Source organism: Mesorhizobium sp. ES1-4, assembly GCF_020164745.1.
In the GTDB taxonomy this organism is placed as follows: Bacteria; Pseudomonadota; Alphaproteobacteria; order Rhizobiales; family Rhizobiaceae; genus Mesorhizobium.
On record NZ_JAIUGV010000013.1, the window covers coordinates 128407 to 152980 of the forward strand.

Annotated in this window: 23 protein-coding genes; 12 read left to right on the plus strand and 11 right to left on the minus strand. The window is 58.0% G+C overall.

All coding sequences use genetic code 11. The features are described 5' to 3' along the window. Window positions 1–253 precede the first annotated feature (253 nt). The 11 genes from LB556_RS23615 to LB556_RS23665 form a co-directional block, all read right to left on the minus strand. Window positions 254–1291, minus strand: coding sequence for an EscU/YscU/HrcU family type III secretion system export apparatus switch protein (locus tag LB556_RS23615; RefSeq protein WP_024505377.1), 1038 nt, complete (start codon window positions 1289–1291; stop codon window positions 254–256). Further along, window positions 1288–2106, minus strand: coding sequence for a type III secretion system export apparatus subunit SctT (sctT, locus tag LB556_RS23620; RefSeq protein WP_063169270.1), 819 nt, complete (start codon window positions 2104–2106; stop codon window positions 1288–1290). The genes LB556_RS23615 and sctT overlap by 4 nt, the downstream gene beginning before the upstream one ends. Before the next feature lie 8 nt (window positions 2107–2114). Further along, a complete protein-coding gene (locus LB556_RS23625) occupies window positions 2115–2363 on the minus strand; it encodes an EscS/YscS/HrcS family type III secretion system export apparatus protein (RefSeq protein ID WP_081714428.1) in 249 nt (82 codons plus the stop codon). A gap of 29 nt (window positions 2364–2392) precedes the next feature. Then, window positions 2393–3058 carry a type III secretion system export apparatus subunit SctR gene (gene sctR / locus LB556_RS23630; RefSeq protein WP_029354851.1) on the minus strand — a complete coding sequence of 222 codons (666 nt, stop codon included), beginning with the start codon at window positions 3056–3058 and terminating at the stop codon, window positions 2393–2395. After that, window positions 3051–4079, minus strand: coding sequence for a type III secretion system cytoplasmic ring protein SctQ (gene sctQ, locus LB556_RS23635; protein WP_095769044.1), 1029 nt, complete (start codon window positions 4077–4079; stop codon window positions 3051–3053). Before sctQ ends, sctR begins: the two co-directional genes overlap by 8 nt. A gap of 89 nt (window positions 4080–4168) precedes the next feature. Continuing rightward, window positions 4169–4681 carry a hypothetical protein gene (locus LB556_RS23640; RefSeq protein ID WP_063169269.1) on the minus strand — a complete coding sequence of 171 codons (513 nt, stop codon included), beginning with the start codon at window positions 4679–4681 and terminating at the stop codon, window positions 4169–4171. Continuing rightward, window positions 4657–6015 (minus strand): type III secretion system ATPase SctN, encoded by a 1359-nt coding sequence (gene sctN / locus LB556_RS23645; protein ID WP_063169268.1) that lies wholly within the window; start codon window positions 6013–6015, stop codon window positions 4657–4659. The genes LB556_RS23640 and sctN overlap by 25 nt, the downstream gene beginning before the upstream one ends. Beyond that, window positions 6012–6635, minus strand: a complete 624-nt coding sequence (gene sctL, locus LB556_RS23650; RefSeq protein ID WP_024505371.1) for a type III secretion system stator protein SctL — start codon at window positions 6633–6635, stop codon at window positions 6012–6014. Before sctL ends, sctN begins: the two co-directional genes overlap by 4 nt. Further along, window positions 6632–7270 (minus strand): nodulation protein NolU, encoded by a 639-nt coding sequence (locus LB556_RS23655; RefSeq protein ID WP_306462320.1) that lies wholly within the window; start codon window positions 7268–7270, stop codon window positions 6632–6634. Before LB556_RS23655 ends, sctL begins: the two co-directional genes overlap by 4 nt. Further along, complete coding sequence (gene sctJ / locus LB556_RS23660) at window positions 7263–8126, minus strand: type III secretion system inner membrane ring lipoprotein SctJ (protein WP_024505369.1); 864 nt, start codon at window positions 8124–8126, stop codon at window positions 7263–7265. Before sctJ ends, LB556_RS23655 begins: the two co-directional genes overlap by 8 nt. 9 nt (window positions 8127–8135) lie before the next feature. Further along, window positions 8136–8645, minus strand: a complete 510-nt coding sequence (locus LB556_RS23665; protein WP_024505368.1) for a nodulation protein NolB — start codon at window positions 8643–8645, stop codon at window positions 8136–8138. A 187-nt stretch (window positions 8646–8832) separates the two neighbouring features. On the opposite strand from LB556_RS23665, the gene LB556_RS23670 reads away from it, so the two are divergent. The 12 genes from LB556_RS23670 to LB556_RS23725 all read left to right on the plus strand — a co-directional run bounded on the left by LB556_RS23670 (window position 8833) and on the right by LB556_RS23725 (window position 24386). Next, on the plus strand, window positions 8833–9531 hold the full coding sequence (locus LB556_RS23670; RefSeq protein WP_024505367.1) for a secretin N-terminal domain-containing protein: 699 nt from the start codon (window positions 8833–8835) through the stop codon (window positions 9529–9531). A gap of 301 nt (window positions 9532–9832) precedes the next feature. Beyond that, window positions 9833–11767 carry an HrpF/NolX family T3SS translocon protein gene (locus LB556_RS23675; RefSeq protein ID WP_024505366.1) on the plus strand — a complete coding sequence of 645 codons (1935 nt, stop codon included), beginning with the start codon at window positions 9833–9835 and terminating at the stop codon, window positions 11765–11767. Window positions 11768–12823: 1056 nt separating this feature from the next. Continuing rightward, window positions 12824–13168, plus strand: coding sequence for a helix-turn-helix domain-containing protein (locus LB556_RS23680; RefSeq protein ID WP_082826567.1), 345 nt, complete (start codon window positions 12824–12826; stop codon window positions 13166–13168). A 37-nt stretch (window positions 13169–13205) separates the two neighbouring features. Next, entirely contained in the window at window positions 13206–14543 is a 1338-nt protein-coding gene (gene glyA / locus LB556_RS23685; RefSeq protein WP_063169266.1) for a serine hydroxymethyltransferase, read from the plus strand. Window positions 14544–14600: 57 nt separating this feature from the next. Then, window positions 14601–15776, plus strand: a complete 1176-nt coding sequence (metK, locus tag LB556_RS23690) for a methionine adenosyltransferase (RefSeq protein ID WP_063169265.1) — start codon at window positions 14601–14603, stop codon at window positions 15774–15776. A gap of 100 nt (window positions 15777–15876) precedes the next feature. Further along, on the plus strand, window positions 15877–16890 hold the full coding sequence (locus LB556_RS23695; protein WP_063170366.1) for an adenosine kinase: 1014 nt from the start codon (window positions 15877–15879) through the stop codon (window positions 16888–16890). A 65-nt stretch (window positions 16891–16955) separates the two neighbouring features. Next, complete coding sequence (tdh, locus tag LB556_RS23700; protein WP_063169264.1) at window positions 16956–17990, plus strand: L-threonine 3-dehydrogenase; 1035 nt, start codon at window positions 16956–16958, stop codon at window positions 17988–17990. A gap of 706 nt (window positions 17991–18696) precedes the next feature. Continuing rightward, entirely contained in the window at window positions 18697–18924 is a 228-nt protein-coding gene (locus LB556_RS23705) for a hypothetical protein (protein WP_405023112.1), read from the plus strand. A 754-nt stretch (window positions 18925–19678) separates the two neighbouring features. Then, window positions 19679–20365 (plus strand): response regulator transcription factor, encoded by a 687-nt coding sequence (locus tag LB556_RS23710; RefSeq protein WP_063169262.1) that lies wholly within the window; start codon window positions 19679–19681, stop codon window positions 20363–20365. Between the two features lie 26 nt (window positions 20366–20391). Further along, window positions 20392–21858 carry a type II and III secretion system protein family protein gene (locus LB556_RS23715; protein ID WP_082826566.1) on the plus strand — a complete coding sequence of 489 codons (1467 nt, stop codon included), beginning with the start codon at window positions 20392–20394 and terminating at the stop codon, window positions 21856–21858. Window positions 21859–21870: 12 nt separating this feature from the next. After that, window positions 21871–22431, plus strand: a complete 561-nt coding sequence (locus LB556_RS23720; protein WP_063169261.1) for a CpaD family pilus assembly lipoprotein — start codon at window positions 21871–21873, stop codon at window positions 22429–22431. 83 nt (window positions 22432–22514) lie between these two features. Then, window positions 22515–24386: an acyltransferase family protein gene (locus LB556_RS23725; RefSeq protein ID WP_063169260.1), complete on the plus strand. Its 1872-nt coding sequence runs from the start codon at window positions 22515–22517 to the stop codon at window positions 24384–24386. The last annotated feature ends 188 nt before the right edge of the window (window positions 24387–24574 follow it).

A 24574-nucleotide genomic window follows, 5' to 3' on the forward strand; every position in this document is an offset into this window, starting at 1 on the left:
TGCACCAATCAAATCCGCACTGCCGGCCTCAAAACCTCGGACTGCGCCACGCACCGGCCAGCAGAGGCTGCAAGGTCATGCCCGGAGGACTTGCCGTAGTTGCTGGGTGGCAGATCCGAGGGGAGTGATTGCCCCAGGCCCGCGGTTGCGCGGTTGGCCTGACAGAGACACTGGGGCACGGATGGCCAGCCGACATTTGCCACTAGCATGGAGCCAGGTCAGTTTTGAACTGGGCAGTCGTGGACTTCCATGACTAGGCCAAGCCTGCGGCAAAGAATGCTTTCGCGACAGGCTGGAAATATTGCATAGGAACCGCGTGGCCGAGTTTTGTAGTGCCTATCAGCTGACGCGCTAAGACATGGTCATGGACGATCGTCAGGCGTAGTGCCCGCGCCTCGCTCAACACATGTGAAACGCGCTCACCTTCGGCACGGCAAACTAAGAACGGCACCCCGGTTTCACCGCGAACGTAACGCAGACCGATCAGGACCGCCCTTCCTGTTAAGACCAGCGTGGCGCGATGCACGCCAAGCGCAGGCTCGTCGGCCGCCTCCTCGCGGATGCGACGCTGTTCACCTTTCAACTCTGGCGCTCCTTGCTGATCCTTCGACTCGCGCGTCACTTCGGTATTGGTCATGCGCATTTCGCGCAGATACAACGCGCGCTGGAGCAGAAGATCGATCAGTCCGCCGACCAGCAGTGCGCCGGCGCCAATTCCCATCAGCAATTTTGTCTCCATAAAGATGAGGCCAACACAGCCCATGCCGCAGATCGGCAGAGGGACCATTGTCTTCCACATCCCGAGAAGGACAATGGAAAAGGTTGCGCTGAGAACCAATACCTTGAACATGGTCTTGCAGACTTCGACCATGGAACGAGCAGACCCCAAGCGCTTCAGCCCTTCAAAGGGGTCAATTTTCTTAAAGCTGAGCTTCATCGGCTCCAGAGAGAAGACAAATCCACCATTGGCTAGCAGGCTGGCCAAAATCACCGCGGCGACAAGGGTTCCAAGCAGCGGGCCAACAGCCGCGACTGTGAGTTGGACGAGCACAACCAATGCCTGCGGCACCGCGGTATCGAAAGGTAGGCTCTGCAACTTGGTGGCTAATAGGAGCGCTTCCCGGCATTTGTCCTCGATCACGCTGCCTCTTAGCCAAAGGTAGCCGAGCCCAGCGCAAGTCCCGACCGCGCGGACGAAATCGGAGCTACGTGGCAGCTGTCCTTTTTTGCGCGCTTCACTTAACTTCTTCGGGCTGGCGGCGTGTGTCTTCTCTTCACTTGTGTCGCTCATGGCAGCAATTTGTCGAACCACTCCAGCACGCCGTTGGCACGTGTGACCTCCAGTTTCATGCTCTCCACCAGATAGGCAGCGTAGGTGACCATGAGAACTGGAAAGACAATGTTCTTGATTGCCGGAGACAGTTGGCTCGCCTTAAATTGCGGGGCAAAGCGACGCAGCAGCATCATCGATATATCAATCAGTATCAGGAAGAACACGACAGGCCCCGAAACCAATAATGCCGTGCGCATTATGCTGTCGAGAAGCCCCAACAACTCCATTGCTCCTGGCCCGCTCAGTGTCGGGTGAAACTGATACACCGGCCAGATCAAGTAGCTGCGGTACAGGACACTGATCAAAGTTTCCAGGCCTCCTGATCCGACGAATATGGCAATCGCAGTGATCCCCAGAAAAACGCCCATCGCGGAAGCCTGACTGTTCGTCGCGGGATCGGCCGAAGCGGTCGGGCTGCTGATGCCGCGTTGGTTGTCGATAAGCTCCCCGGCAGCCTGAAGGCCCCAAAGCGGAATGCCAAGAAAAGTGCCAAGGAGTACACCGACAAAAACTTCCTTGAATCCGAGCAGGGTTAGCTGGATCAGGCGCGTATCAGGATCCAGCGCCGGCAATCCGCCGCTGACGTGTGCCAGGCATGGTAGTGCGAAGCCAACAGCCAAACAGCCCCGGATCAGCCCACTGATCTGCGAGCGTGTGAATACGGGAAAGATCAGCATGATGCCCATCGCGCGGGCTGCCCCAAGACCTGCCGCAACGACGAGTTCGAAAGCCGTCTGGATCAGAATTTGAATATCGGCCGATGGCGCGTCCATGGGGCGGACTAGTAGCTAAGTGTCATTGCGGGAAACTCGGTGAAGATCTGATCGGCTAGCTCTATGAGCGGGGCGCTTAGCACAGGAGCAAACAGCCCAATCACCGCGACAACGACCAGAAGCTTCACGGTGAGCGGCAAGCTTTCATCCTGGATCTGCGTCGCCGCCTGGAGGATGCCGATGACGAGGCCGACAACCACTGATGCAATGAGCGGCGGTAGAATCCAGATCATGAAAACCACCAGTGATTGGCTCATAAGAGTAATGATGCTGGATTCAGTGATGATCAGCCTCCCGGTAACGTATAACTCAGCACAAGCCCATGCATCAATTTTGACCAACCATCAATGGCAACAAACAAGAAGATCTTGAACGGAACAGATATAACAGTTGGTGAGACCATCGACATACCCATTGCCATCAAGATAGTTGTCACTATCAGATCTATAACAATAAAAGGCAGATAAAGTAGAAATCCTATCTCAAATCCGCGCTTCAATTCTGATAGCAAGAAAGATGGTACAAGTATTGCAAAGTCATCAGGCGTGGCTGCAGCGTGCATTTCCTCTGGCCAGACCTTTTCTGTCGAAGATAGGAAAAATCGCCGCTGCTCTTCATTTGTGAATTTCTTGAGATGCTCGCGCAAGGGCTCACTTCCGGCTTTAGCGGCGCTTACCCAGTCGTCGAATGTCTGATAGTGGAGCTTGGGATCCGACATGCGGTCATAGGTCTGCTCAGCAACGGGCGCACTAACGAACATAGTGAGGATCATCGCCGCGGCGTACAGCACCACATTGGGTGGTATGGTCTGGGTCCCGAGCGCATTGCGGACGAGGAAAAGAACAATTGATACCTTTACAAAGGCCGTTGTCGTGGCAACTGCTAAAACCAGCAGACCGAGTCCGGCGGTAACCGCAAGAAGCGCCAGGATTGTCGGCTGAGCTTCACTCATTGCATGCAAACCCGCCACGGAGCCTGATGCCCAGCTCTTCTCCGATGCGGACAATGTCGCCACGCCCGATACGCTGACCATTGGCCACTATGTCGACCGGGCCGTCGATCGGCCATCCAAGTTCAAAAATATGCCCTTCGCCGGCACTTCTTAATTCCCCAAGAGAAATAGGCCAGCGGCCGCATTCAAAGACAAGCACGATCTCGACATCGTCGAGATCCTTAGTAAGCTCCAGTTGCGATCCGGGTTGTGTCATATGCGCACTCTCCAAAGGACACGGTCGCGGGCGGAAAGGCCCCCGCAAGATTAATTCATCGCCGTCAAGATCCGCCTCGGCGCACAACTGGCCGACAGCTAGGGTGATCTGGCCGCGGCCGAACGGCGCAATATCGGGCAACAATGCATCACCGACACATGCGCTTCGAAGAAGCGCCGCAGGAAGGCGAAGCGTGCCGACCTCTCCTGCAACAATGAGCGGGAGCTCTGGAGGCAGCCCGCCCAGCTGCCGCGGCAACTGGGCAAGCAGTTCGCCTAGCGCGCGAAACGCAGGCGGTACTAAGCCGTCAAGTGGCGTGAACAGGAATAGACGGCCCTTGCCCTTGACCGCGCCGAAAATGATGTCGAGTTCAAGATGAGGAGCCAGCATCGTGGCTTCGCATACCCGCACGAGTTGCACGTTCAGACGCGTCGTCTCCTCCAGTCGAGTGACAAGCGGCTCCAGAGCGAGTTCGAGAATTAGCGAAGCAGTTGGCTCGGAAGGGAAGGCCAAGCCGTTCTGCACTGTCGTGATGAACTCCTCTACGAGCGGGCGCGACAGTGACAAGATGACCGTTTCGGCTCCCACTCTCCAGACGCAGTCAAGCATCGGAATGGCAGCAGGTTCCTGCTGCCAGACAAGCCCTGCCGTTCGCACCGATAGCGGCACCTCGTTGATCCGGCTTTGAAACGGCGTGCGCGGCGCTGCTGTATCATTGAGCCACGAGACAACCGTGTGGGACAGTTTCAGAACTGGTTCGAACATGGCGGGTGTGACCGCAGCGCCTATCAAAGACTGCACGGTCGTGTCATTCGGACGACCTCTTGCGACCGTCGGATCCGGTTGCGCGGCATTTAGGCAAGCGACCCCCTCGCATATTTCAGCAGTATCTCATCGTCGGCCTCGATCTCGGCTGCGGCCTCCGAATGAGTCTCGACGGCGCGCCGCACGTCGTCCTCGATTTGTTGCCATTTGTCCCTTGCCGCCGAACATATGACCCATAGCTCCCTCGTCCTGGACGCCGCCATCTCAGCCTCCTCTTGAGCGATTTGGGTATCATCAAGCATCTGCCGTCTGGAATTGATCTCAGCGGCAAGTTGTTCAGTGTGAAGGCGGTGACGGTCGAGCGCTGCGCTAGACAAGTTGTCGAGTGACATCAGATGCTGATAGAGCGCTGCTTCTTTTCTTGAACAATGTTGCTGTATCATTGCAAGCTCCCTAGAGGCATTTTGTACGGCTGAGGCGGCCACATCGCGCTGGGCTTCCTTCTTGGACAGCTCGCCAAGGGCACGACGCTCTTGCATTTCCTTCAGAAGCCGTATACTCGAAGACTGAATCCAGTTTACGCGGTCAGACGCGACATCCATGCGACCGTCTCCTCGAAATCTGACGCGTCATCTTCGCTCTGGCGCAGAAACTCCCTCAGTTCGTCGATTGACGCGACAGCCCGGTCAGTCAGGGGATCTCCACCTGGCTTGTATTCGCCAACATTGATCAAGAACTCGGTCTCGGCATAGCGCGACAGGAGCTCGCGGAAAATGGATGCTGCCTTGCGATGTGTCCCCGAAACGACTGCATCCATGACGCGGCTGCGACTCTGCAGCACATCAATAGCGGGGAAATGCGATCGCGCCGCAATAGCGCGTGAGAGGATGACATGGCCATCGAGAATACCACGCGATTCCTCGGCGATTGGATCACCCGTGCCATCACCCTCTACAAGCACCGTATAGAAGGCCGTGATTGAGCCCCGCTCACCCATGCCGGCGCGCTCGAGCAGGCCTGGCAGCATGCCAAAAACGGAAGGAGGAAAGCCCCGTCGCGTCGGCGGCTCACCCGCAGCAAGGCCTATTTCGCGCATAGCGCGGCAGAAGCGCGTCAGCGAATCCAGCATGAGAGCAACGCGTAGGCCTTGATCGCGGAAATATTCCGCGAGCGCAGTCGCCATTGGAGCGCATTGCGCACGCTCTACCGCCGAGCGGTCGGATGTTTCAACCACGACGACCGTACGGAGAAGGCCCTCTTCACCAAGATTCCTTTCGATGAATTCACGAACTTCCCGTCCACGTTCGCCTATGAGCGCCACTATGACGACGTCAGCGGCGGCACCCTTTACGATCTGTGACAACAGCGTCGACTTGCCACCACCTGGCTCGCCATAAATCCCGATCCGCTGGCCCTCGCCGCACGTCAGCAGACCATCGAGGACACGGACCCCAAGCGGGAATGGCCGCTCAATCATGCGCCTCGTCATCGGATTGGGGGCTCTGCCATGCAGGGGCCGAGTTTCGACGGTCTTGATTTCGCCTTTGCCGTCCAATGGGCGGCAACGACTGTCGATCACGCGACCGAGCAAATCGCCGCCGACGGGCACCTCACGCATTCGGCCAGTGGCCACGACCTCTGCGCGGCTGGATAGGCCCACCAAGTCCCCGATCGGTGTCAGCAATACACCATCACCCGACAGGCCGATCACCTCGGCCTCGAGCGACAGCCCGGTTCGCGGGTCCTCTAGGAGGCAAAGTTCCCCAATACGAGTGTCTGGCAAGACGGCATGAACCAGTGTGCCGATAGCCCGCGTGATCCGACCGCGCACCGCACGCGTGTCAATTCGCTTGGCCGCAGCCCTCAAAGACGAGATTGCTGGAACGAGAGCTCGAGTGTGGGCGTCAGCGTTATGTTCTGGGACGGGCTTTCTCATAGCTCGCCTTTCTCACAGAGCGTCCCGAAACCAAGGCGCAGCGCGCGCATCTGGGCGTCAAGTCCAAGGTCAACATTGCCGTACTCGCTCCACAGCACGCAGCGTTGCGGCGACAATGTCGGGTCGGGCTCGATCCGCACCCTTGGTCGACCATCCTGGCCGTCGCATCGAGCAAACTCTCGTGCAAGCATGTCGACTTGCATGGGAGAAACATGAAGGCAAACGTCGGCGCCGCTGTATTGACACTCTATGGCGTGACGAACAGCCCTCACCAATAGCTCGCCCGGATCGAAAGCGCCGATAAGATCGCTCAATATTTCCATCACGAGCTGCGGCAATTCCTGCTCCAGAGCCGCCTTTCGTCGCGCGATTTCGGAGATTGTCTCCGCAATCAACCCTGCCATCTCCTCGGTGCCTGCATTCGAGCCCTCCATGTGGCCGCGCGCCCACGCCCGCTGGTAAACCGCGCGTGCCCAGTTTCGAACGCGCTGCCGATGCCGTTCTGCCGCGGCAAGGGCTTGCGCGGCGCTGTGCCAGGTTTCGAGCTCGCTCGCGGGTATCAGTGGTCCGACTGGACGCATCTGCGGCGCTATTGGCCCCTCGGAAAGTTCGACTGTCATTTCACCGGGGTCTCTGTCTCAAAATGAGCTACTACAAGTGAAAGCAATTGGCCGGCGGCGGTCCAATGCTCATGTGCTGGAGTCTCCGCGGCAGTCCCCTCGGGCAATCGAAGAAGCACGCGGTTACGCTCGGTCGCTGAACTGTCCTGGAGCCAAGCTCCAAGACATGCGTGTCCATCGTATTCGATTTGCTGAGCGAGTTTTTCTGGGTCCGAGATCAGTCTTTTGTCAACAGCATGCAGCAGGTGTCGGATTCCGAATGCGTGTGCATCCACGCCGATGCGTTTAACAAGGATGGCAAGCTCAGGCTGAGAGACAAACGCGACCAGCGAACGGGCATGCCAGATACTACCAGCAAGAAGGGTCGCTCGATATGGATCATGCCCGCGTAGAAGGTCCGGCCTGCAGCCGATGTGGTTCAGATCCACGTCATCGTTGCCCAGCAATTCTGCCAGCCTTGGATGCAGTCTGGAACACTTCTGCAACTTCACTAACGTTTCGGCCGATAACGCTGGATCAAGACGCGCCGCAAGACGGGTTGGATGGGCCGAAGCCGCAAGCTCGCTCGCGCCCGGAAAGTGCGGACCATCAGGTCGGGCGGTCTGTATAGGCATTGGCAATGAGATGTCACCCACGTCCAATTGCAGGCATTCTTTTGCGAATGGCCTCGACAGCAGAAGCATCCCGGCGCCCCTCGACCTTGGAAACGCCGGTTGATTGCTTGCGCCGACGCGTAACAACGCCGATCAAGAGATAACAGGCCACGGCGAATACGGCTGCGGCAAAACCTGTTACGGTCGCCAGAAGTGGCGCAGGAAGAGGTAGTGATGCTTGTGGCAAAACAGCAGTCGGATCGGGCCGTTGCTCGTGTGCGGAACGTTCTACCGGCACCAAAACCACTTCCACCTTATCGTAGGACAGGCCTTCGATGCTGTCGGCTACAAGCATCTTTATCTTTGGCAGCAGAGCCGCGACATTTGTTTTTGCGTCGTGCCTGATAAACACCGAGGCCGAGGATGGCGTGGCACCGGCTCGCACAAGGTCGTTATGCGGCAGCACGACGTGAACACGTACAGAAAAAACGCCATCGATATCGCTGATCGTCCGCGACAACTCTTCGCTCAGGGCATACACGTAACGGGCACGCTCTTCGGTCGGCGAGGCAATCAGGCCTGATCCTTGGAATATCTCACCGAGGTTCTTGAAGGATTGGCGCGGCAGCCCCTTGGCGTTCAGAAGGTTGATTGAGAAGGCGAGCAGCTTTTCGTCAACCTGGATCGTGCTGGTTCCATCCTTGGCGACCACCCGGATCGCGGCGACCCCGTTGTCTTCAAGAAGTGCGAGCATTTCATTTGCCTCACGCTCTTGCAATTGCGTGTAGAGGTCGGCTTTGCAAGCAGTGAGGGCGACGAGAACTGGCAGCATGACAAGTCTAACCGACCGCCACCCTGACAGGCCACGCATGATTTCGCCCTCGGCCAAGCCAATCATGCGCGCGGTTCAGCCTTCCTTCAAAAGTTTATTCACGGATGATGTGACGCCGCTGACGCCTTTGGAGATAAGCGCCACCTGGGTGACGCCGTTGTAAACATCCCGAAGACCAGCCATCATCGTTTCGAAGTCTTGCCCTTGTTGGGGAATGCCCGAGATTCCGGTTCCCGCCTCACCTGGAACGGGAAGCTTCTGCGCCGGTCCCGGTAGAGCGCCCTTCGAAAGGGCTATGTCATGGTCGAGCGCGGGGAAGGAAACAGTGTTGTGTGGATATAGGGAGGAAATCGTCTGCAACACGCGATCGCCCATGCCGCTCGTCGGCGCAGCCGCGCGCTGAACATCCATCGCCGCAGCAACTGGCGCCGCACTCGCTGGCCCCGCGGCGGCATCGTTTTTCAGCGAGTCGGCTGCATGCCCTAAGGCGCGCTCAAACTGGGCCTGCTCGACAATCGACGGTGATCCGACCCTGGGGAGGCCAGCCGTTAGAGTGGCAGAGATCGACGTGACAGGCATCATCATGTAAGGACTCGGTTGCTCTCTCTGACCGGGCGAGCCCCGCCCATTCATCACCCGGTGTCGGCGCAACACTCCTAGGGGGGCAAGCTGACAACAAGCTGACTAACGGCGGCGTCATTTCGACAATCTAAAATCTCTTCGGCAATTTAGTCACTTGTGATGATTTCAGCGTTTGGTTTATCAGTGCGACATGCCGAGAACGCTTATCCAACCCGTCACCCTGCATGTTTTGAGACTTCTTTGTGCCGGGTTTTTTCTGTCCACCGGGATTCACCCGGCGCATGCAGTCCCGCTGTCCCTTCCGGCGACACCCTATAGATACACGGTTCTGGATCAGGAGCTCGCTGCAGCGTTGCAGGAATTCGGCAACAACCTGAATATCAGGGTCAACATCAGTCCTGCGGTGAAGGGGCGAATTCGCGGACGTATGCCTGATTTGCCACCGCGCGCGTTCCTCGACCGCTTGACGAACCTTTACGGTCTACAATGGTACTATGACGGCCTTGTGCTCTATGTGTCTGCTGCACAAGAATCGCAAACTCGAATGCTTTTGATGACGTCGATTCGCTTCGATGCGTTCAAGGGGGCTCTCGACAAGCTTGATATCTCCGACGAGCGCTATGTGGTCAAACCCGTGCCAGGCAATGGCCTCGTCTTCGTTTCCGGTCCACCGCGCTTCGTCGCACTCGTGGAGCAGACCTTTAACGGCTTGGTGGCGCAGGCGCAGGCGCAGACTCACATAGCGGCAACGCCAAAGGAATCAGTGCTGATCTTGTTTCGCGGCTCCTCCACTACGGTCGTTCGCGACGGACGACCGGATGCTTCTTATTCTTCTGACATCCCACAACAGGATAGCGTTGGCGGGAAGCCTGAGCTGGGCAAGAAATGAACATTGAGGATTTCCCGCAGCTCTGAAGAACATGACTGCGGCTACCCCTTTGTGAACTCTTCGCAAACTCGTCAGTTTCTCGAAAGCTAATCCGCTCATGATGAGTCCCGGCAGCTCTCGCGGTGACTCCGGCCATTGTGTTGGACCGAACCTTGGAGCCGGCCCGGAACACAGCAATTGAAGGCAGGGCAGGCGCATTCGTGACCTGCCGACGCTTGGAATTGTCGAATTTTGTGAAACGCAAGGGATCTTCTGTCGGGGTCTCTTGTGGGGATTTCAACGTCACGTCTGAGGATGCATAATGTCGGCCAGTAATCTTTCAACTTTCTACCGCTCAAATTCGCTACAGTCCGCAAGGGGTTGGCCGGGCCTGAAAGTTTCCCATTTTGCGACCCAGCATCAGCAAAGTGCATCGTGCTTCGAAGCGATGCTGTCCACTTGTGTGCTGGCAGACAAGCCCGGCTCTTTCGCGCAAGGGGATCTGCCAGCGTCGAATCTTGATTCGACAATGGATAAATTGCGGCAGGACCCTTTGGGCCATCTGGCACCGGATGTCTTGACATTGAATGGCTTGGAGCAACACCCACTGGATCTGCTGCCGCCAAATATGAGGGCGGCTCTCAAGGAGGACCAATCGCAACGCTCCAAGGCGACTGAAGCCCAACATCTGCTCGGCGTCACTCCGAAGATCGAGCCGGCTCCCAGGCCGAGCCCCGGAATCACGTGGAACGGTGGGTCGCTGACCACGGCTGAGTTGCAGATTGTTGCGGTACTCAACCGTCACAAGGACCAATGCCCGCTTACTTGGAAGTCGTTGACCGACAAAGCCAATGATCCCTCTACGCCACCGGATCTGAAAGCGGCGATCCAGGGACTGCAGCAGGATTCGGGACTTTTTTATGCGATTGGCTCGCAGGGCGACGGCCGCTGTGGAGGCAAGATCAACGCCAAGGACTTGGCCGGATTTTCAAACCACCACCCACAAGTTGCTGCATTTCAGGAAGCCCAAGCGCGAAGCTACGAGCAGAACTACATACCATCCGACGGCAGCGGAGGTTTGCAGCCTTCGGTCATGACCTTGAGCGATGCCTTGCGGGAGTTTTACCGGTACTCCGAAAATCTGTCCAAGGACCTGAGTCTGGATGAGTTCAAGAAAATGGTCGGCGGCGAATCGAAAAACGGCAAATTTCCGCCCCAGGTCATTGCGGCGGCGCAATATTTCCTCGATCACCCCGATGCTTGGAACCAGTTGTGCGGTGGCTCGAAAGGGAAGATGCACAAAGAGGATTTCCTGCAAGTCGCCTCATCGTCGATGAGCCTCACGCAAACTGAGCTGAATACGGTCGAGATGATCAAGGACCATCAGGACACGTTCTTTGGAAGCGGTGTTCTGACTCGCGACAAACTGGCGAAAATGAAAGACGACAAGAGCCTTGATCCGAAAGTGCGGGAAGCAGCCTCTCAGCTCCTTTCAGATCCTCTTTTGTTTGGCCTCCTGAACAATTCGATCACGGGCTATAAGACCCATCATAAATTCTTCGACTTTGGCGGCGGGCATACGGTTGATTCCGGCAATATCAGCAAAAAAGACTTTGCCCATTTTTGCACAAACATGTCGTCTGCGAACCGCAACGTTCAGCAGCCAATCACCCACGGCGCCCAAACCGCAGAAGAGCAGAATGCCGTCGCGGACATGAAGATGGGCCTGATGGACCAGCCTGACATTAAGTCAGCCAAAAAGAACGGCGGGGCCGTCATGCACGTCGTCGACTCCGTGCTCAAAATCGAGACGAAAGTGCTCGACTTGGCGGCAACGGCGGTGGGACTGCTCAGCTTCATTCCGGGCCTCGGACAAGTAGCCGATCTTGCCTCGATGGTTCTCGAGGCTGAGTCGCAAGCAGCCAATCTCCTGCGTACGGCCATTAACGGAGGCGATATGAAGCGAGCGCTGGAGGAAGCTGGCCTCAATATGGCCGCGCAGGCGATCGGCCTTATCGCAGGCCCCGAGGTCAAGCTGGCCATTCGAAATGGGCTCGTAAAGCACCTGATGGAAGAGGCCTTGGCGGCAGGCATTGATCTTTCGGTCTCGACGGCGCAGGACTACGCAGAAGGCTATGTGAATAACCTCAAAGCGCGCCTTGCAGGCGGCCCTGAGCAAAGCCTAGGCCTTCCGAGCATGCCATCATTCCAGAGTGTGGCAAGCAATGTGCCCTTCGTCGGCATTGCCTTATCCTAGCCGTCGCCTTGCGCGGAAGCTTTGGCTCGCGCGCTGACATAAGGGTCATTGTGGCACAAGCAGGGGTTCATCCGCATCAACGCAAGCGGTGTTCCTGACGCCATCTGGATCGGACTGTGAGGGGGATGTCCGAAGTCTGTGAAGACTTCGGTATATGACGACTTCAGAGTTACGCTGAGCCCAGCCATCTCGAGCCGGTGCGCCGGGTCGAGGTTTTCACGGGCGCCGGCCGGTAGCGGGAATGGTCTCCGGAAGGCACGGCGCGGATGGTGGCGGAGCGGCGCAGCCGAAGGAACGGCTGTCGCGCGCCCAGGGCGGCCTCCCGAACAGCAGACGATGATCTCCTGCCTTGGGCCTATATCCTCGTGCCACGCTCAAGGCAGTCGGCTGAAAACAGCGCTGATTTAAAACAGCATTATCCTGCACTGCACCCTCGATCCTTGCGCTCACCGATCGCTCGTCGACACGCACGCGGTCAAGTCGTTATCGGCGCTATGCCGATGGGCTTCGAGAGCAAGGTGGACGCTGAGCGGTGCGTCAGCCTCAGGGCGCGGCTGGCCAGCTTTGGGTCTCACGCTCTATGACGGCAACACCCGGCTGATCCACTTGGCCTGTTCGCGGGCTCCCGGCAGCGGCGCGGAAGCCACGGTCCGCCTTCCTCGGCTTCAGGCCAAAGATACCGCAGCATGCTCCAGAGCTATGTCTGCCGCCTTCGCCCCATCGTCGCTGGTCATGTGGAAAGGACAAGCAGGCTACGCACCCTATAATCCCGTCGGGCAGGATTCGACAGTCGACGGCGAGACATTCGCCAAACCTCCCCCTTGATTCTCAGCAACGTTAAAAAAAATTCACATAATGTTCGTGAGTGTAGTCTCCTGTCAGGTGGTACATTAGCCCCAATATCTGGCGTCTTAGTCGTAGAAAGGACTGTGATCTATCTTCCATTAGCATCCATACCAGCGGATTTACAGCAAATGACGAGAGAGGTCTCATGCGGATTGATGGGGATAGAAGGGCTAGCGGCTTGCTGCATCCCGTCCGGGTTGATGCTAACCAATGTTGACACTGGTAAATCGCCTAAGGACGGCAGCGCATCTTGATCGCCTTCGAATCCTGGGCCTTTGCGCGCATGCGGATCTAACCGTCGGCGAGCTGGCCGATATTACCGGTCTGCCTCGCGAGCAGGTTCGACGCCACGTTCGGCGGCTGGTCAGAGCCAACTTTCTTTGCTGCAACGAACAACGTCCGCAGTCTTCGTACCATATGCAAGCAGGAGGCAAGGATGGCGAGCTGGCTCAATTGGTGGTCGATCTCCTGCCCCACGATGATGGCCATCATAAAAGAGACCTACAACGCCTGGAAGCAATACAAGACGCGCGGTTGAAGGGACCGCCTGCTTGATCGTGAAATAGATCAGTCCAAATGGAGCGCGACTACCATGGATAACTCCGCCGGCGGCGCCATCGCGCAGCCCGACACTTACGGGCGGCCTCACTTAGCCGCCGTCGACTCCCGCGTTCACGAACTGCTTCTAAGACAGGAGCGTCAGGAGCGGACAACTCTCAAACTGATCGCCTCCGAGAACTTTGCCTCCTCGGCGGTGTTGGAAGCGACCGGGTCGATTTTCACCAACAAGTATGCCGAGGGATACCCCGGTGCGCGCTACTACGCCGGAAACGAGATCGTCGATGAGCTTGAGACCCTCGCGATCGAGCGCCTGAAAGCGCTATTTGGCAGTGAACATGCCAACGTCCAGCCTTATTCAGGCTCGCCAGCCAACCAGGCTGTCTATCGCGCGCTTTTGAGCCCCCGTGACAAAGTCATGGGCTTGCCTTTACCCGAAGGCGGCCATCTGACTCACGGTTGGTCCGTCAATTTTTCCGGCAGCGATTATCAGCGCGTCCCGTACAGGCTGCACGAAAAGACACAGCAAATTGACTATGACCACTTGCGCGAGACCGCCAAGCGGGAACGCCCGAAGCTAATTTGGGTCGGCGGAACTGCTTATCCGCGTATTTTTGACTACGCGGCAATGGCCGAAATTGCTTCGGAGGTGAACTCGTATCTGGTGGCTGACATCGCCCACATCTGCGGCCTGGTTGTCGCAGGAGTGCATCCGAACCCCGTGTCCCATTGCGATGTGGTCACCAGCACCTCTCACAAGTCGATCCGCGGTCCCCGGGGTGGCTTCATTTTATCAAGGAATGAAGACCGTTATCAGCCCCTCCATCATCCGAAGAGCAAACACAATCTGGCCAAACGTATAGACCGCGCCGTGTTCCCTCTTCTGCAAGGCGGACCGCATATGAATACTATCGCCGCGCTTGCCGTCGCTTTGCAGGAAGCAGCGAACTCGTCCTTTCGTGTCTACGGTCAGCAGATCGTCCACAACGCCAAGGCTCTGGCCCAGGCACTTCTGGAGCGAGGTTATGAACTCGTCACCGGGGGCACTGACAATCACATGCTGATCCTTGATCTTCGGGACCGGTCGCTGTCAGGCAAAGCCTATGCGGAGCGCTTATCGCGTGCAGGCATCATTGCGAATTTCAATATGGTCCCGGGCGACCGGCGGCATCCGGCGCTGACAAGCGGCATCCGCTTAGGGACACCAGCGGTGACGTCCATGGGCATGCGCGAAACGGAGATGGTGCAGATCGCCGCTTTCATCGACTCGGTCTGCCGCCAGCCCGATGACCAGGAAGTTCATGCGAGCGTACGAAGAGACGTTGCCGACTTCTGCACTGCGTTCGATGTTCCCGGCATCCCCGACCGATAAGCCACCCCAATCCAGAAACTCCTCACTAACTCCAGCACTTGAAGCGAGGGCATTTTTATGACCAGGCAGTTCGTGTTCTCTTCCGAATCCGTCGGCGCGGGACACCCCGATAAGATGGCAGACAACATCTCCGATGCCATTCTCGATGCGGTCCTGCGCACCGATCCGAAGGCGCGCGTCGCCTGTGAAGTGTTGGTGAAGACGGGGATGGTCGTTGTGGCTGGCGAGATCACCAGCCATGCCCACATCGATTACAGCCAAGTCGCCCGCGATACGATACTCGATATTGGCTACGACGATGATGCGATTGGCTTTGATGGTCGACGTTGCGCCGTCGTTCTGGCCCTCACCGAGCAGTCGCCCGACATAAGCCAGGGCGTTGATGAAGGACGAGGGCAGGATCTCGGGCAAGGGGCAGGGGATCAGGGCATCATGTTTGGATTCGCATGCAACGAGACGGATACATTGATGCCCCTGCCGATCCAACTCGCTCACCATTTGACGAAAAGACAGGCCGAGGTCCGGAAAGCGGGACAGCTTGGCTGGCTGCGTCCGGACGTGAAATCTCAAGTGTCGGTACGCTACGAAGGGCTCCGCCCGGTGGCGCTGGATACCATAGTCCTGTCAACGCAGCATGACGAAGCGGTCTCACAAGCCACGGTCCGCGAAGGCGTCATTGAGGAGATCATAAAACCGGTCCTGCCGGCCCACCTGGATACTTCGGGGATCAGATTTCTGGTCAACCCAACAGGGCGGTTCGTGGTCGGTGGGCCTGCCGGCGACTGCGGCCTCACAGGACGGAAGATCATCGTCGATTCCTACGGTGGGACCGGGCGTCACGGCGGCGGTGCCTTTTCGGGCAAGGACCCATCCAAGGTTGACCGCTCGGCGGCCTATGCCGCCCGGTATGTCGCGAAGAACATCGTTGCCAGCGGCCTTGCGGAGGTCTGCGAGGTTCAGCTTGCCTACGCGATCGGCGTGGCCAGTCCGGTTTCTGTCATGGTCAATACCTTCGGAACCGCAAGGATCGAGGAAAAAAGGATCGAGCGCCTTGTTCTCGAGGTTTTCAATCTCCGACCGAAAGGCATCATCAAGATGCTTGATCTCTTACGGCCGATATACCGCAAGACGGCGACATACGGACACTTCGGGCGTGAAGAGCCTGAGTTCACTTGGGAGAAGACGGACAAAGCTGACGATTTGCTGCGTGAAGCCGGACCGGCAGCTGCGTGAGGGCGGCTGGATCAAGCGCATGCGGCAACCCATTTCAACTCGCGAGACCACGCCCGGCCGGCGTGGCAAGAAGCCGGCTCGGGTTTTGGCGGAGATTTTGATGCCGGATTATGACGTGCTTTGCATCGGCAATGCCATTGTCGACATCATCGCCCAGTGCGACGAGGAATTCCTCGAGACCAACGGCATCATCAAGGGCGCGATGAACCTCATCGACACACAACGCGCCGAACTGCTCTACAGCCGCATGGGCCCGGCGATCGAAGCGTCCGGCGGCAGCGCCGGCAACACGGCGGCCGGCGTCGCCAGCTTTGGCGGCCGCGCGGCCTTCTTCGGCAAGGTCTCCAACGATGCGCTGGGCGAAATCTACGCCCACGACATCCATGCGCAGGGCGTCGCCTTCGGCACCACGCCGCTCAAGGGTGAGCCGCCGACGGCGCGCTCGATGATCTTCGTCACGCCCGACGGCGAGCGCTCGATGAACACCTATCTCGGCGCCTGCGTCGAGCTTGGCCCTGAGGATGTCGAAGCCGACAAGGCGTCCGGCGCCAAGGTCACCTATTTCGAAGGCTATCTGTGGGACCCGCCGCGCGCCAAGGAGGCAATCCGCCAGACGGCGAAGCTGGCGCACGCGGCAGGCCGAGAAGTGTCGATGACGCTGTCGGATTCGTTCTGCGTCGACCGCTACCGCGACGAATTCCTCGACCTGGTGCGCTCGGGCACGGTCGACATCGTCTTTGCCAACAGCCACGAGATCAAGTCGCTCTACCAGACATCGTCGTTCGACGAGGCGCTGGCCCAGATCCGCAAGGATTGCCGGATCGCCGCCGTCACCCGCTCGGAAAAAGGCTCGGTGATCGTGCGCGGCGACGAGACCGTGGTGATCAAGGCGACCGCCATCAAGGAACTGGTCGACACGACGGGCGCCGGCGATCTCTATGCCGCCGGCTTCCTGCATGGCTACACGCAAGGCCGCGACCTGCAGACTTGCGGCGACCTTGGCTCACTGGCAGCCGGATTGGTGATCCAGCAGATCGGCCCCAGGCCCCGTCAGAATTTGCGCCGCGAGGCTGAGCAGGCGGGGCTGACCATTCCGGACGTTCAAACGAGTTAGTGGCCTACCTTCCCGTTGTGCAGGCTATCTCGCCAGAAGCGCAATCACGGAATAGGGAAATCCTGATGTCGAACATGATGAAGGCGCTTGTGAAGGCCAAGGCCGAACCGGGCATCTGGATGGAAGAGGTGCCGGTGCCGGAAATCGGCCCCAACGACGTGCTGATCAAGATCAAGAAGACGGCGATCTGCGGCACCGACGTGCACATCTACAATTGGGACCAGTGGGCGCAGAAGACGGTGCCGGTGCCGATGGTGACGGGCCATGAATTCGTCGGCACCGTTGCCGATTTCGGCGCAGCGGTCACCGAATACAAGGTCGGCCAGCGTGTATCGGGCGAAGGCCACATCGTCTGCGGCCATTGCCGCAACTGTCGCGCCGGGCGAGGGCATCTGTGCCGCAACACGCTCGGCGTCGGCGTCAACCGTCCAGGCGCCTTCGGCGAGTATCTGGCGATCCCGCAGCACAATGTCGTGCCGATCCCCGACGATGTGCCCGATGAGATTGCCGCGATCTTCGATCCCTTGGGCAATGCCGTCCACACCGCATTGTCCTTCGATCTGGTCGGCGAGGACGTGCTGGTGACTGGCGCCGGGCCGATCGGCATCATGGGCGCGCTCGTCGCCCAATGCGTCGGCGCGCGCAAAGTGGTCATCACTGACATCAACCCGGTGCGGCTGGCGCTAGCCAAGAAACTCGGCGTCCAGCATGTCGTCGACGCCTCGAAGGAGAAGCTGCGCGACGTCATGCCGGTGCTCGGCATGACCGAGGGGTTCGACGTCGGCCTCGAAATGTCAGGCGCCGCCCCCGCTTTCCGCGACATGATCGACACCATGAACAATGGCGGCAAGATCGCCATTCTGGGCATCGCGCCGACCGGCTTCGAGATCGACTGGAACAAGGTCATCTTCAAGATGCTGCATCTCAAAGGCATCTACGGCCGCGAGATGTTCGAAACCTGGTACAAGATGATCGCGCTTGTGCAGGGTCCGCTGGATGTCTCCGGCCTGATCACCCACCGCATCGGCATCGACGATTTTCAGATCGGTTTCGATGCGATGAAGAGCGGCAGTTCCGGCAAGGTGGTGATGGACTGGTAGGGATTGCCTTGGCCGCTATTCAGGAAAAGCTGACGACAGCACCTCTGGTCCGCCGGACATTTTCCAACTAGGGGAACATGGCTGGGTGGAGAGCTATGGCTCCGCTACGTGCGCTCGCTAATCATATACGGCGACGTATCGCGGCCCACCCGGTGACGGTCGATGGGGCAATTCGCTTCAGTCGATGACGGAAACCCGGTGAACCGATGCTGAGGCCCCGACGCGATCGTCTATTTCCTATGATCTGCGATTGAGGTCGAGGTGTTGCCGCTTTCAGCGGGTAAGATGCGATAGACGACTTCCGGTACCCTTCCGGTCAGCGAAAAGGAAGGCAACGAGCCGCATTGCCTCAAGCAAAATGTTACCAATAGTGTCCTGTTCCAAAGGGGATGGACAGGTCGTGCCATTCCGGTTCGGGGGAAGGATGGCGCGGCTCAGCATGGCGACACGGTGAAGCGGCGATCGTGGAGCTTTATTGCGGCGTTGACAAGCGGCGCATTCTGGATGAGTTCGAGGCGGTAACCGGCTATTATTCGCAAGCGCGCGATCCGTCTTATGAACCGTCGTGAGCAGAGGCCGTCTGCGGGCAAGAGCCGCAGCCGCTGTTACGGCAGCGATGTCCGCGACGCGCTCATCGTGTTGTGGGAGGATTCGGAGCGGCTGGGTCCGCATCGACGCTCGCGGCGGCCAGCGCCGCCGGGCAGGAATGAGTTCGCAGTTCGCCGCTCGGTGCCAGCCCGCACCTTCGGCGATTGGAAAGATCCGCCGCCCGGCTTTGTTGAGCGCATTCGGGCACGTCTTCGTCAGGGAGCTTCGTGCAGACGATGGTGCTGACCGGATTGCCGCCGGCTGGACCGATTGCATTCCGCTCCGCACGCGCGACAGCGGCAATGTGATCATGGCGATCAAGCAGGCCCGCTCCCGGTTTCGCTGACCCTGTGCTGCTGTTTGCCGGCATCCGCCCGCACAGGAAGAGCTTGTAAAAGTGCGGAAATCGAGGAGCCGTTGGTCGTCGATCTTCAGCCTGAACGCGGTCGTTTGCTGGTGCCGCAAATCGGCTGTTGCATGTACATCCCTGTCAGACGTCAGTTTTCCTCGCCTATTTTGGTGTCGAGCGCGAAGTGCTCCAACCAGATTGCAAGGCTTTTTGGAAATGAGAGCGGCTTTGCGCAGGGCGCTCCGTTGTTGAGCATTCAAGCTACCAAGCCAATGACGCGCAGGTTCCACCAGGCTCGCCAGCCTTGAAGGACAGCGAAAAAAGCAGAGCACGACAGACACAACAGTGCATCAGGACGCCGCAGTCGTTGAAGATGGTGCGCTGCATCCATACCGTGGATGCATTCGATCCAAATAATCGATTTGTTCAATCAGTTTCTCGAAAGCTAACCCTACCCTCTGTGGGAATCGGGCTCTGAGCCGCGACGCTGCCTTGCGAGCGCAGGGGCTGCACGTAGGAGAGATGATGCAACGAGAAATCGCACGCGGGTTGCTGGCCTCGTGGGTTCGCCGACCGGCGTATTTGAGCCCGTCAGTTGGTCCTCACCCGCGCCTATTGCCACCGAGCGACTTGCATGTCCCTCCGACTCGGACCAGTTCCGAGAGCTGCGACGAGTTGCGCGCCGTGTGCTCCGATCAGATGGCCGCCGGTGACGCGTTCGATGGGCCGTCCCTCTTCGAGAGGAGATGAAATGCGAACGCTGCTCGTGGATCATCATGCGGATCTTGCGCGCGCCATGCGACTTGCGCTCGGGGATGGCGGCTTCGTCGTTGATGTCGTTGGTACTCTGGAACTGGCTTCGAGTGCATTTTCTTGCGCCAGCTATGAAATTCTCCTGCTGGAATTGGCTCTGCCAGATGGCGATGGCTTGGGTTGGCTGAGGCAGTTGAGGACCCACGGGCATTCAGTTCCTGCCGTCATTATGAGCAGCCTTAACGATCTCGATAAGCGAATTGCGATCTTCAACGGTGGTGCGGACGACTTTCTGCTCAAACCCATCTCTACCGATGAGCTTATTGCCAGAATGAGAGCCATTCTGCGCCGGGCGACACAGATGACCGACCTGAGGCTCGTATTTGGCAATCTCGACTTTGATCCGGTCGCCCGCCAGGTTTTCGTTGATGGGCACCCAATGATGATCGCACGTCGCGAACTCTGTGTTCTAGAGCACCTGCTTAACCGGGCAGGCCGCATCGTGCCCCGTGCGCAATTGGAAGATCACCTCTATTCATTCAACGACGACGTGTCTGCCAACGCGCTTGAAGTCGGAATTTATCGTTTACGGGGACATCTGACCAGATCAGGTGCAACGCCACGGATCAAGACCATCCGAGGCATTGGTTACATCCTAGAATTGACTGACGCCTCGTCCGCATAGTTTGTCGAATCGAAAGAAGATCTATTTTGCTGATCCTTCAACATCCTTGCGCTGCGCTCAATTGGCGGGCGATCGCCAACAAGGTTACAAGACCTGCAGTGCCCCGTTACCTGGGCCATCTCCTCTGCGCGCTTATTGTGACTTTCCCACTTGGTGTCGCGGCGCAAAACAAGCAGGACAAAGGCCCGCCGCATGCGGCTTCGAATAGCATCAACGCCACGCTGACCCTTTCCTCTTCGCTCGGGGAGACCGTTCATCTGCCCGGGCCAGCCACGACCATCTTTGTTGCTGACCCCACGATCGCGGATTTTCAGGCGCCATCGAGCAAAACAATCTTCGTCTTTGGCAAGAAATCGGGGCGGACCAGCCTATTCGCCTTGGATGGCAATGGCGAGCCTCTCGCCGAATTGCGTATCGTTGTCACGCAACCGATCGGGGATTTACGCGCCATGTTGCGGGAGCAGGTCGGCGACTATCCCATCCGCGTCAACTATACGCCGCGCGGCGCAATCCTTAGCGGGACGGCGCCCGACGCAGAGGTCGCCGACACCGCAAAAAGAGTCACTGAGCAATATCTGGGCGACGGAGCGCAAGTCGTCAACAACATCAAGGTCGCTGGATCCCTGCAAGTTAACCTCAGCGTGCGCGTAGCCGAAGTCTCACGCAGCGCCATGAAGTCACTCGGCGTCAACTTGTCCGCCTTCGGTCAAATCGGCAATTTCAAAGTGGGCGTTCTAAGCGGAAGCGCTGCAAGCGCTGGGTCTGGTTCAACCCAGGGTGGCGGTACAGCAGAAATCGGATTCGACAACGGTGCCGTCAACGTCAGCGCGGTTCTCGACGCGCTCGCCAAGGAGCATATAGCTTCCGTCCTGGCTGAGCCGAACCTCACCGCTATGTCGGGTGAAAAGGCCAGCTTTCTCGCGGGCGGCGAATTTCCCATTCCTGTCCTGCAGGAAAACAGGCAGGTATCGGTTGAATTCCGTCACTTCGGCGTCAGTCTGGAATTTGTGCCGACAGTTCTCAGCAACAATCAAATCAACATTCACGTAACGCCCGAAGTCAGTGAACTGTCGACGCAAGGTGCCGTGCAAATCAACGGAATTTCCGTGCCGGCAGTTTCCACGCGCCGAGCCGATACGGTCGTCGAACTCGCCAGCGGCCAGAGCTTCGCAATCGGCGGTCTAATCAGGCGGAACGTCAACAATGATGTCAGGGCCTTTCCCTGGCTCGGAGAACTGGCGATCCTGGGACCGCTTTTTCGCTCGACCTCGTTTCAAAAAGAGGAGTCAGAACTGGTCATTCTAGTTACGCCTTACATTGTAAGACCAGGCTCCAACCCAAACCAGATGAGCGCACCGACCGAGCGGGCGGCACCGGCTTTGAACGGAGGGGGCGCTCCGACGAATTCCGTGACAAGTCCCCCGCGAGACCGCGCTGCTATCCGTGCGGGCGCGCCAAGCGCCCAGGGCGGTCTCGGCTTCATCATCGAATAGTGTCATCCAAAGATGTTGCGTTTTATAATCCTCTTTGTCGCTCTGGCACCAAGCGTAAGTGGCTGCACAAGCACTACGCCAGTTGATGTCGAACCATCGGCACCAATGCTTGTCCGAGAGGAGACCACCGTCCTGACGTTGCAAAGCCTGCGCGCTTCCGAACGGCAGCGTTTGCGTGTTTTCCTAGACAAGGCCAGTCGCGGCCGGTTCGATGCCATCCACCTCCTCATCAGCGGTTCGCCCCAGCTCAGCGCAGGGGTAGCCCATCAGGCCAGGCAGTTGGCAATCGAAGAAGACAACATTCAATTGCGCGATCAACACGACGCCGGCTCAGTGCGAATTGAGGCGATTGTCTATCACGCCCGTCCGCCGGTCTGTCCCTCATATGGTGCCTTACCCAATGAAGAATCCTTCAAACAGCCGCTTGGTTGTTCGACAGGACATAACCTGGCCGTGATGGTCAACGATCCGCGCGATCTGCTCGACAATCAGGCCGTCAAGGCCGGCGATGGCGATCGTGCTTCTGTACCAGTTGCAACTTACAGAACATTCGGGACGGATAAAGGTGGCTGATACCGCCCTTATCTCGGCAGCACTCCTACCGGAGATTGAAAGCTTCCAATCGCGTCCTGATCTAAAATAAAAGGAACCGCTGGATGCAATATAGGCGCTATATCGAGGGCCTTAGGGCCGTTGCTGTACTTCCGGTCGTACTCTTTCATTTCGGAATTTCGGCGATCCCGGGTGGCTTTAGCGGGGTCGATATCTTCTTCGTCATCTCCGGCTACCTAACCAGCGGAAGCCTCCTGGATGACCTTGAACGCGGCCAATTTTCCATCGTCAACTTCTACTGGCGCCGTGCCCGGCGCATTCTGCCGGCGCTCGTCTTTGTGATGCTTCTCACCTGCATTGCGGCATTGTTCATTCTTCTGCCACCGGATCTGCGCGGATTCAGTCTTAGCATCATAGCTACCTCGACCTTCTGGTCGAACGTTTTCTTCTGGAAAACGTCAAGTTACTTCTCTATCGATGCCGCGCTTCTACCACTGTTGCACACTTGGCCGCTTTCCGTAGCGGAGCAGTACTACATCTTCGCACCAATCCTGATGTTCCTAATCTATCGCTACATCGGGAAGCGCTGGCTGACGACACTTCTTCCGATAATTCTCTGCAGCTTCGTAGTGGCGGTGATGGCGACATCGCTGGCACCCACCGCCGGATTCTATCTGCTGCCGACCCGAATCTGGGAACTCATGTTGGGCGCCCTGCTCATGCTCAAATGCCCCTCGCCGCTGGGCAACCGACTCCTGATGGAGTCGGTGGGGGTGGCCGGATTTGGCCTTCTCGCCATCGGGTTCTTCGCGATTTCGGCGAGTGATCCGTTCCCAGGCTACAACGCCTTGTATCCATGCATCGGAACGGCCCTTCTGATCTATGTTGGCCAAAATACCCCCTCGACGGTCGCCACCCGCATGCTCGAAGTCAGGCCGCTGGTCTGGATTGGGCTCATCTCGTATTCGTTGTATCTTGTTCACTGGCCTCTCAATGCGTTCGCGCACTATCTTTCGTTCCAAAAACTCGATCCGTTGATGACCGGTGCGATGTTGGTGGCAAGCCTCGCATTGGCTGCATTCTCCTGGAAGTTTGTAGAGCAGCCGTTTCGACAGAAGAGGGCCTTCACCTCCCCGGGGCCTATCTTCGCCTTTTCAGCGCTCGCGATCGTTGTCCTTTGTGCCGGCGGAGCGGCGGGGGCGCTCGGCAACGGCTTTCCGCAACGGTTTCCGGACTATGTCCAGCGGCGCATTTCCGTCGGGGACTGGAGGAATGGCATCTGTTTCAACGAGGGCACCAGCCGGATCGAAAGCTGGAATATGGAGGATTGCACGCGCACCAGCGGTTTTCCAACAACGGTTTTTTTGTGGGGCGACTCCTTCGCCGCGCACTATGTTTCCGGCTTGGGTGCTAACATAAATCGATTGCAGGCGAACATCGTTGAATATACGTACGCCAGCTGCGCGCCGATACTCTATTACTACCCGTACGATCGTCTTGATTGTGTCCGGTTCAATCGCAAGGCCTTGGACGTCATCTTGGAAGCGGACATCAAGACGGTTATCCTCAGCGGTAGATGGAGTGACTATGAGGTCAGAGGTTTCGACGGTCTTCAGCAAACAATCGCTACGCTTCGTGCCCTGGGCGTGCGCGTGTTTGTCATCGGCCAGTCTCCGCAGTTCCCAACTGACGTCCGGAAAATTGCGTTCTTCGCCAAGCGCCAAAATCTGGACGATACGTCCTGGCCGATCGCGATGGACCCCGACGTCAACGAACGTGTGCGCTCATTTACCAAAGGCGCCACATTCATCGATCCGCTGAAATTCCTGTGCAGCGCAGGACGCTGCGCCTATTTCGATAGAGGAGAGTTTTTATATTTCGACTATGGTCATTTCTCTTCAGCCGGCGCCACACTGGCAATCTCGAAATACTGGCCGGCTTTTGGCAAGGACAATGCTCTTCCTAAGACGAAGTAGCGGCTCAGCGGCTGACAAGCACCAGTACGGGTCCCAGTGATAGCTCCTGCTTCCGCAGCAGCCGCGACGATGGAGCTGTTCAGGTTTAAGGCCCCCCGATAGTGACCTAGGTGTGGAGCTTCAACAGGTTGTCCTCGATCAGGGCGAGGCGACTGATAGGCGTTTTTGACTTTAGGCTGCCATGTGGA

Excerpts from the sequence above, each read along its gene's own strand:
- LB556_RS23615 (WP_024505377.1), bottom strand. The coding sequence starts at position 1,291 with ATGAGCGACACAAGTGAAGAGAAGACACACGCCGCCAGCCCGAAGAAG.
- sctT (WP_063169270.1), bottom strand. The coding sequence starts at position 2,106 with ATGGACGCGCCATCGGCCGATATTCAAATTCTGATCCAGACGGCTTTC.
- LB556_RS23625 (WP_081714428.1), bottom strand. The coding sequence starts at position 2,363 with ATGAGCCAATCACTGGTGGTTTTCATGATCTGGATTCTACCGCCGCTC.
- sctR (WP_029354851.1), bottom strand. The coding sequence starts at position 3,058 with ATGAGTGAAGCTCAGCCGACAATCCTGGCGCTTCTTGCGGTTACCGCC.
- sctQ (WP_095769044.1), bottom strand. The coding sequence starts at position 4,079 with ATGTTCGAACCAGTTCTGAAACTGTCCCACACGGTTGTCTCGTGGCTC.
- LB556_RS23640 (WP_063169269.1), bottom strand. The coding sequence starts at position 4,681 with ATGGATGTCGCGTCTGACCGCGTAAACTGGATTCAGTCTTCGAGTATA.
- sctN (WP_063169268.1), bottom strand. The coding sequence starts at position 6,015 with ATGAGAAAGCCCGTCCCAGAACATAACGCTGACGCCCACACTCGAGCT.
- sctL (WP_024505371.1), bottom strand. The coding sequence starts at position 6,635 with ATGACAGTCGAACTTTCCGAGGGGCCAATAGCGCCGCAGATGCGTCCA.
- sctJ (WP_024505369.1), bottom strand. The coding sequence starts at position 8,126 with ATGATTGGCTTGGCCGAGGGCGAAATCATGCGTGGCCTGTCAGGGTGG.
- LB556_RS23665 (WP_024505368.1), bottom strand. The coding sequence starts at position 8,645 with ATGATGATGCCTGTCACGTCGATCTCTGCCACTCTAACGGCTGGCCTC.
- LB556_RS23670 (WP_024505367.1), top strand. The coding sequence starts at position 8,833 with ATGCCGAGAACGCTTATCCAACCCGTCACCCTGCATGTTTTGAGACTT.
- LB556_RS23675 (WP_024505366.1), top strand. The coding sequence starts at position 9,833 with ATGTCGGCCAGTAATCTTTCAACTTTCTACCGCTCAAATTCGCTACAG.
- LB556_RS23680 (WP_082826567.1), top strand. The coding sequence starts at position 12,824 with ATGTTGACACTGGTAAATCGCCTAAGGACGGCAGCGCATCTTGATCGC.
- glyA (WP_063169266.1), top strand. The coding sequence starts at position 13,206 with ATGGATAACTCCGCCGGCGGCGCCATCGCGCAGCCCGACACTTACGGG.
- metK (WP_063169265.1), top strand. The coding sequence starts at position 14,601 with ATGACCAGGCAGTTCGTGTTCTCTTCCGAATCCGTCGGCGCGGGACAC.
- LB556_RS23695 (WP_063170366.1), top strand. The coding sequence starts at position 15,877 with ATGCCGGATTATGACGTGCTTTGCATCGGCAATGCCATTGTCGACATC.
- tdh (WP_063169264.1), top strand. The coding sequence starts at position 16,956 with ATGTCGAACATGATGAAGGCGCTTGTGAAGGCCAAGGCCGAACCGGGC.
- LB556_RS23705 (WP_405023112.1), top strand. The coding sequence starts at position 18,697 with ATGAGTTCGCAGTTCGCCGCTCGGTGCCAGCCCGCACCTTCGGCGATT.
- LB556_RS23710 (WP_063169262.1), top strand. The coding sequence starts at position 19,679 with ATGCGAACGCTGCTCGTGGATCATCATGCGGATCTTGCGCGCGCCATG.
- LB556_RS23720 (WP_063169261.1), top strand. The coding sequence starts at position 21,871 with ATGTTGCGTTTTATAATCCTCTTTGTCGCTCTGGCACCAAGCGTAAGT.
- LB556_RS23725 (WP_063169260.1), top strand. The coding sequence starts at position 22,515 with ATGCAATATAGGCGCTATATCGAGGGCCTTAGGGCCGTTGCTGTACTT.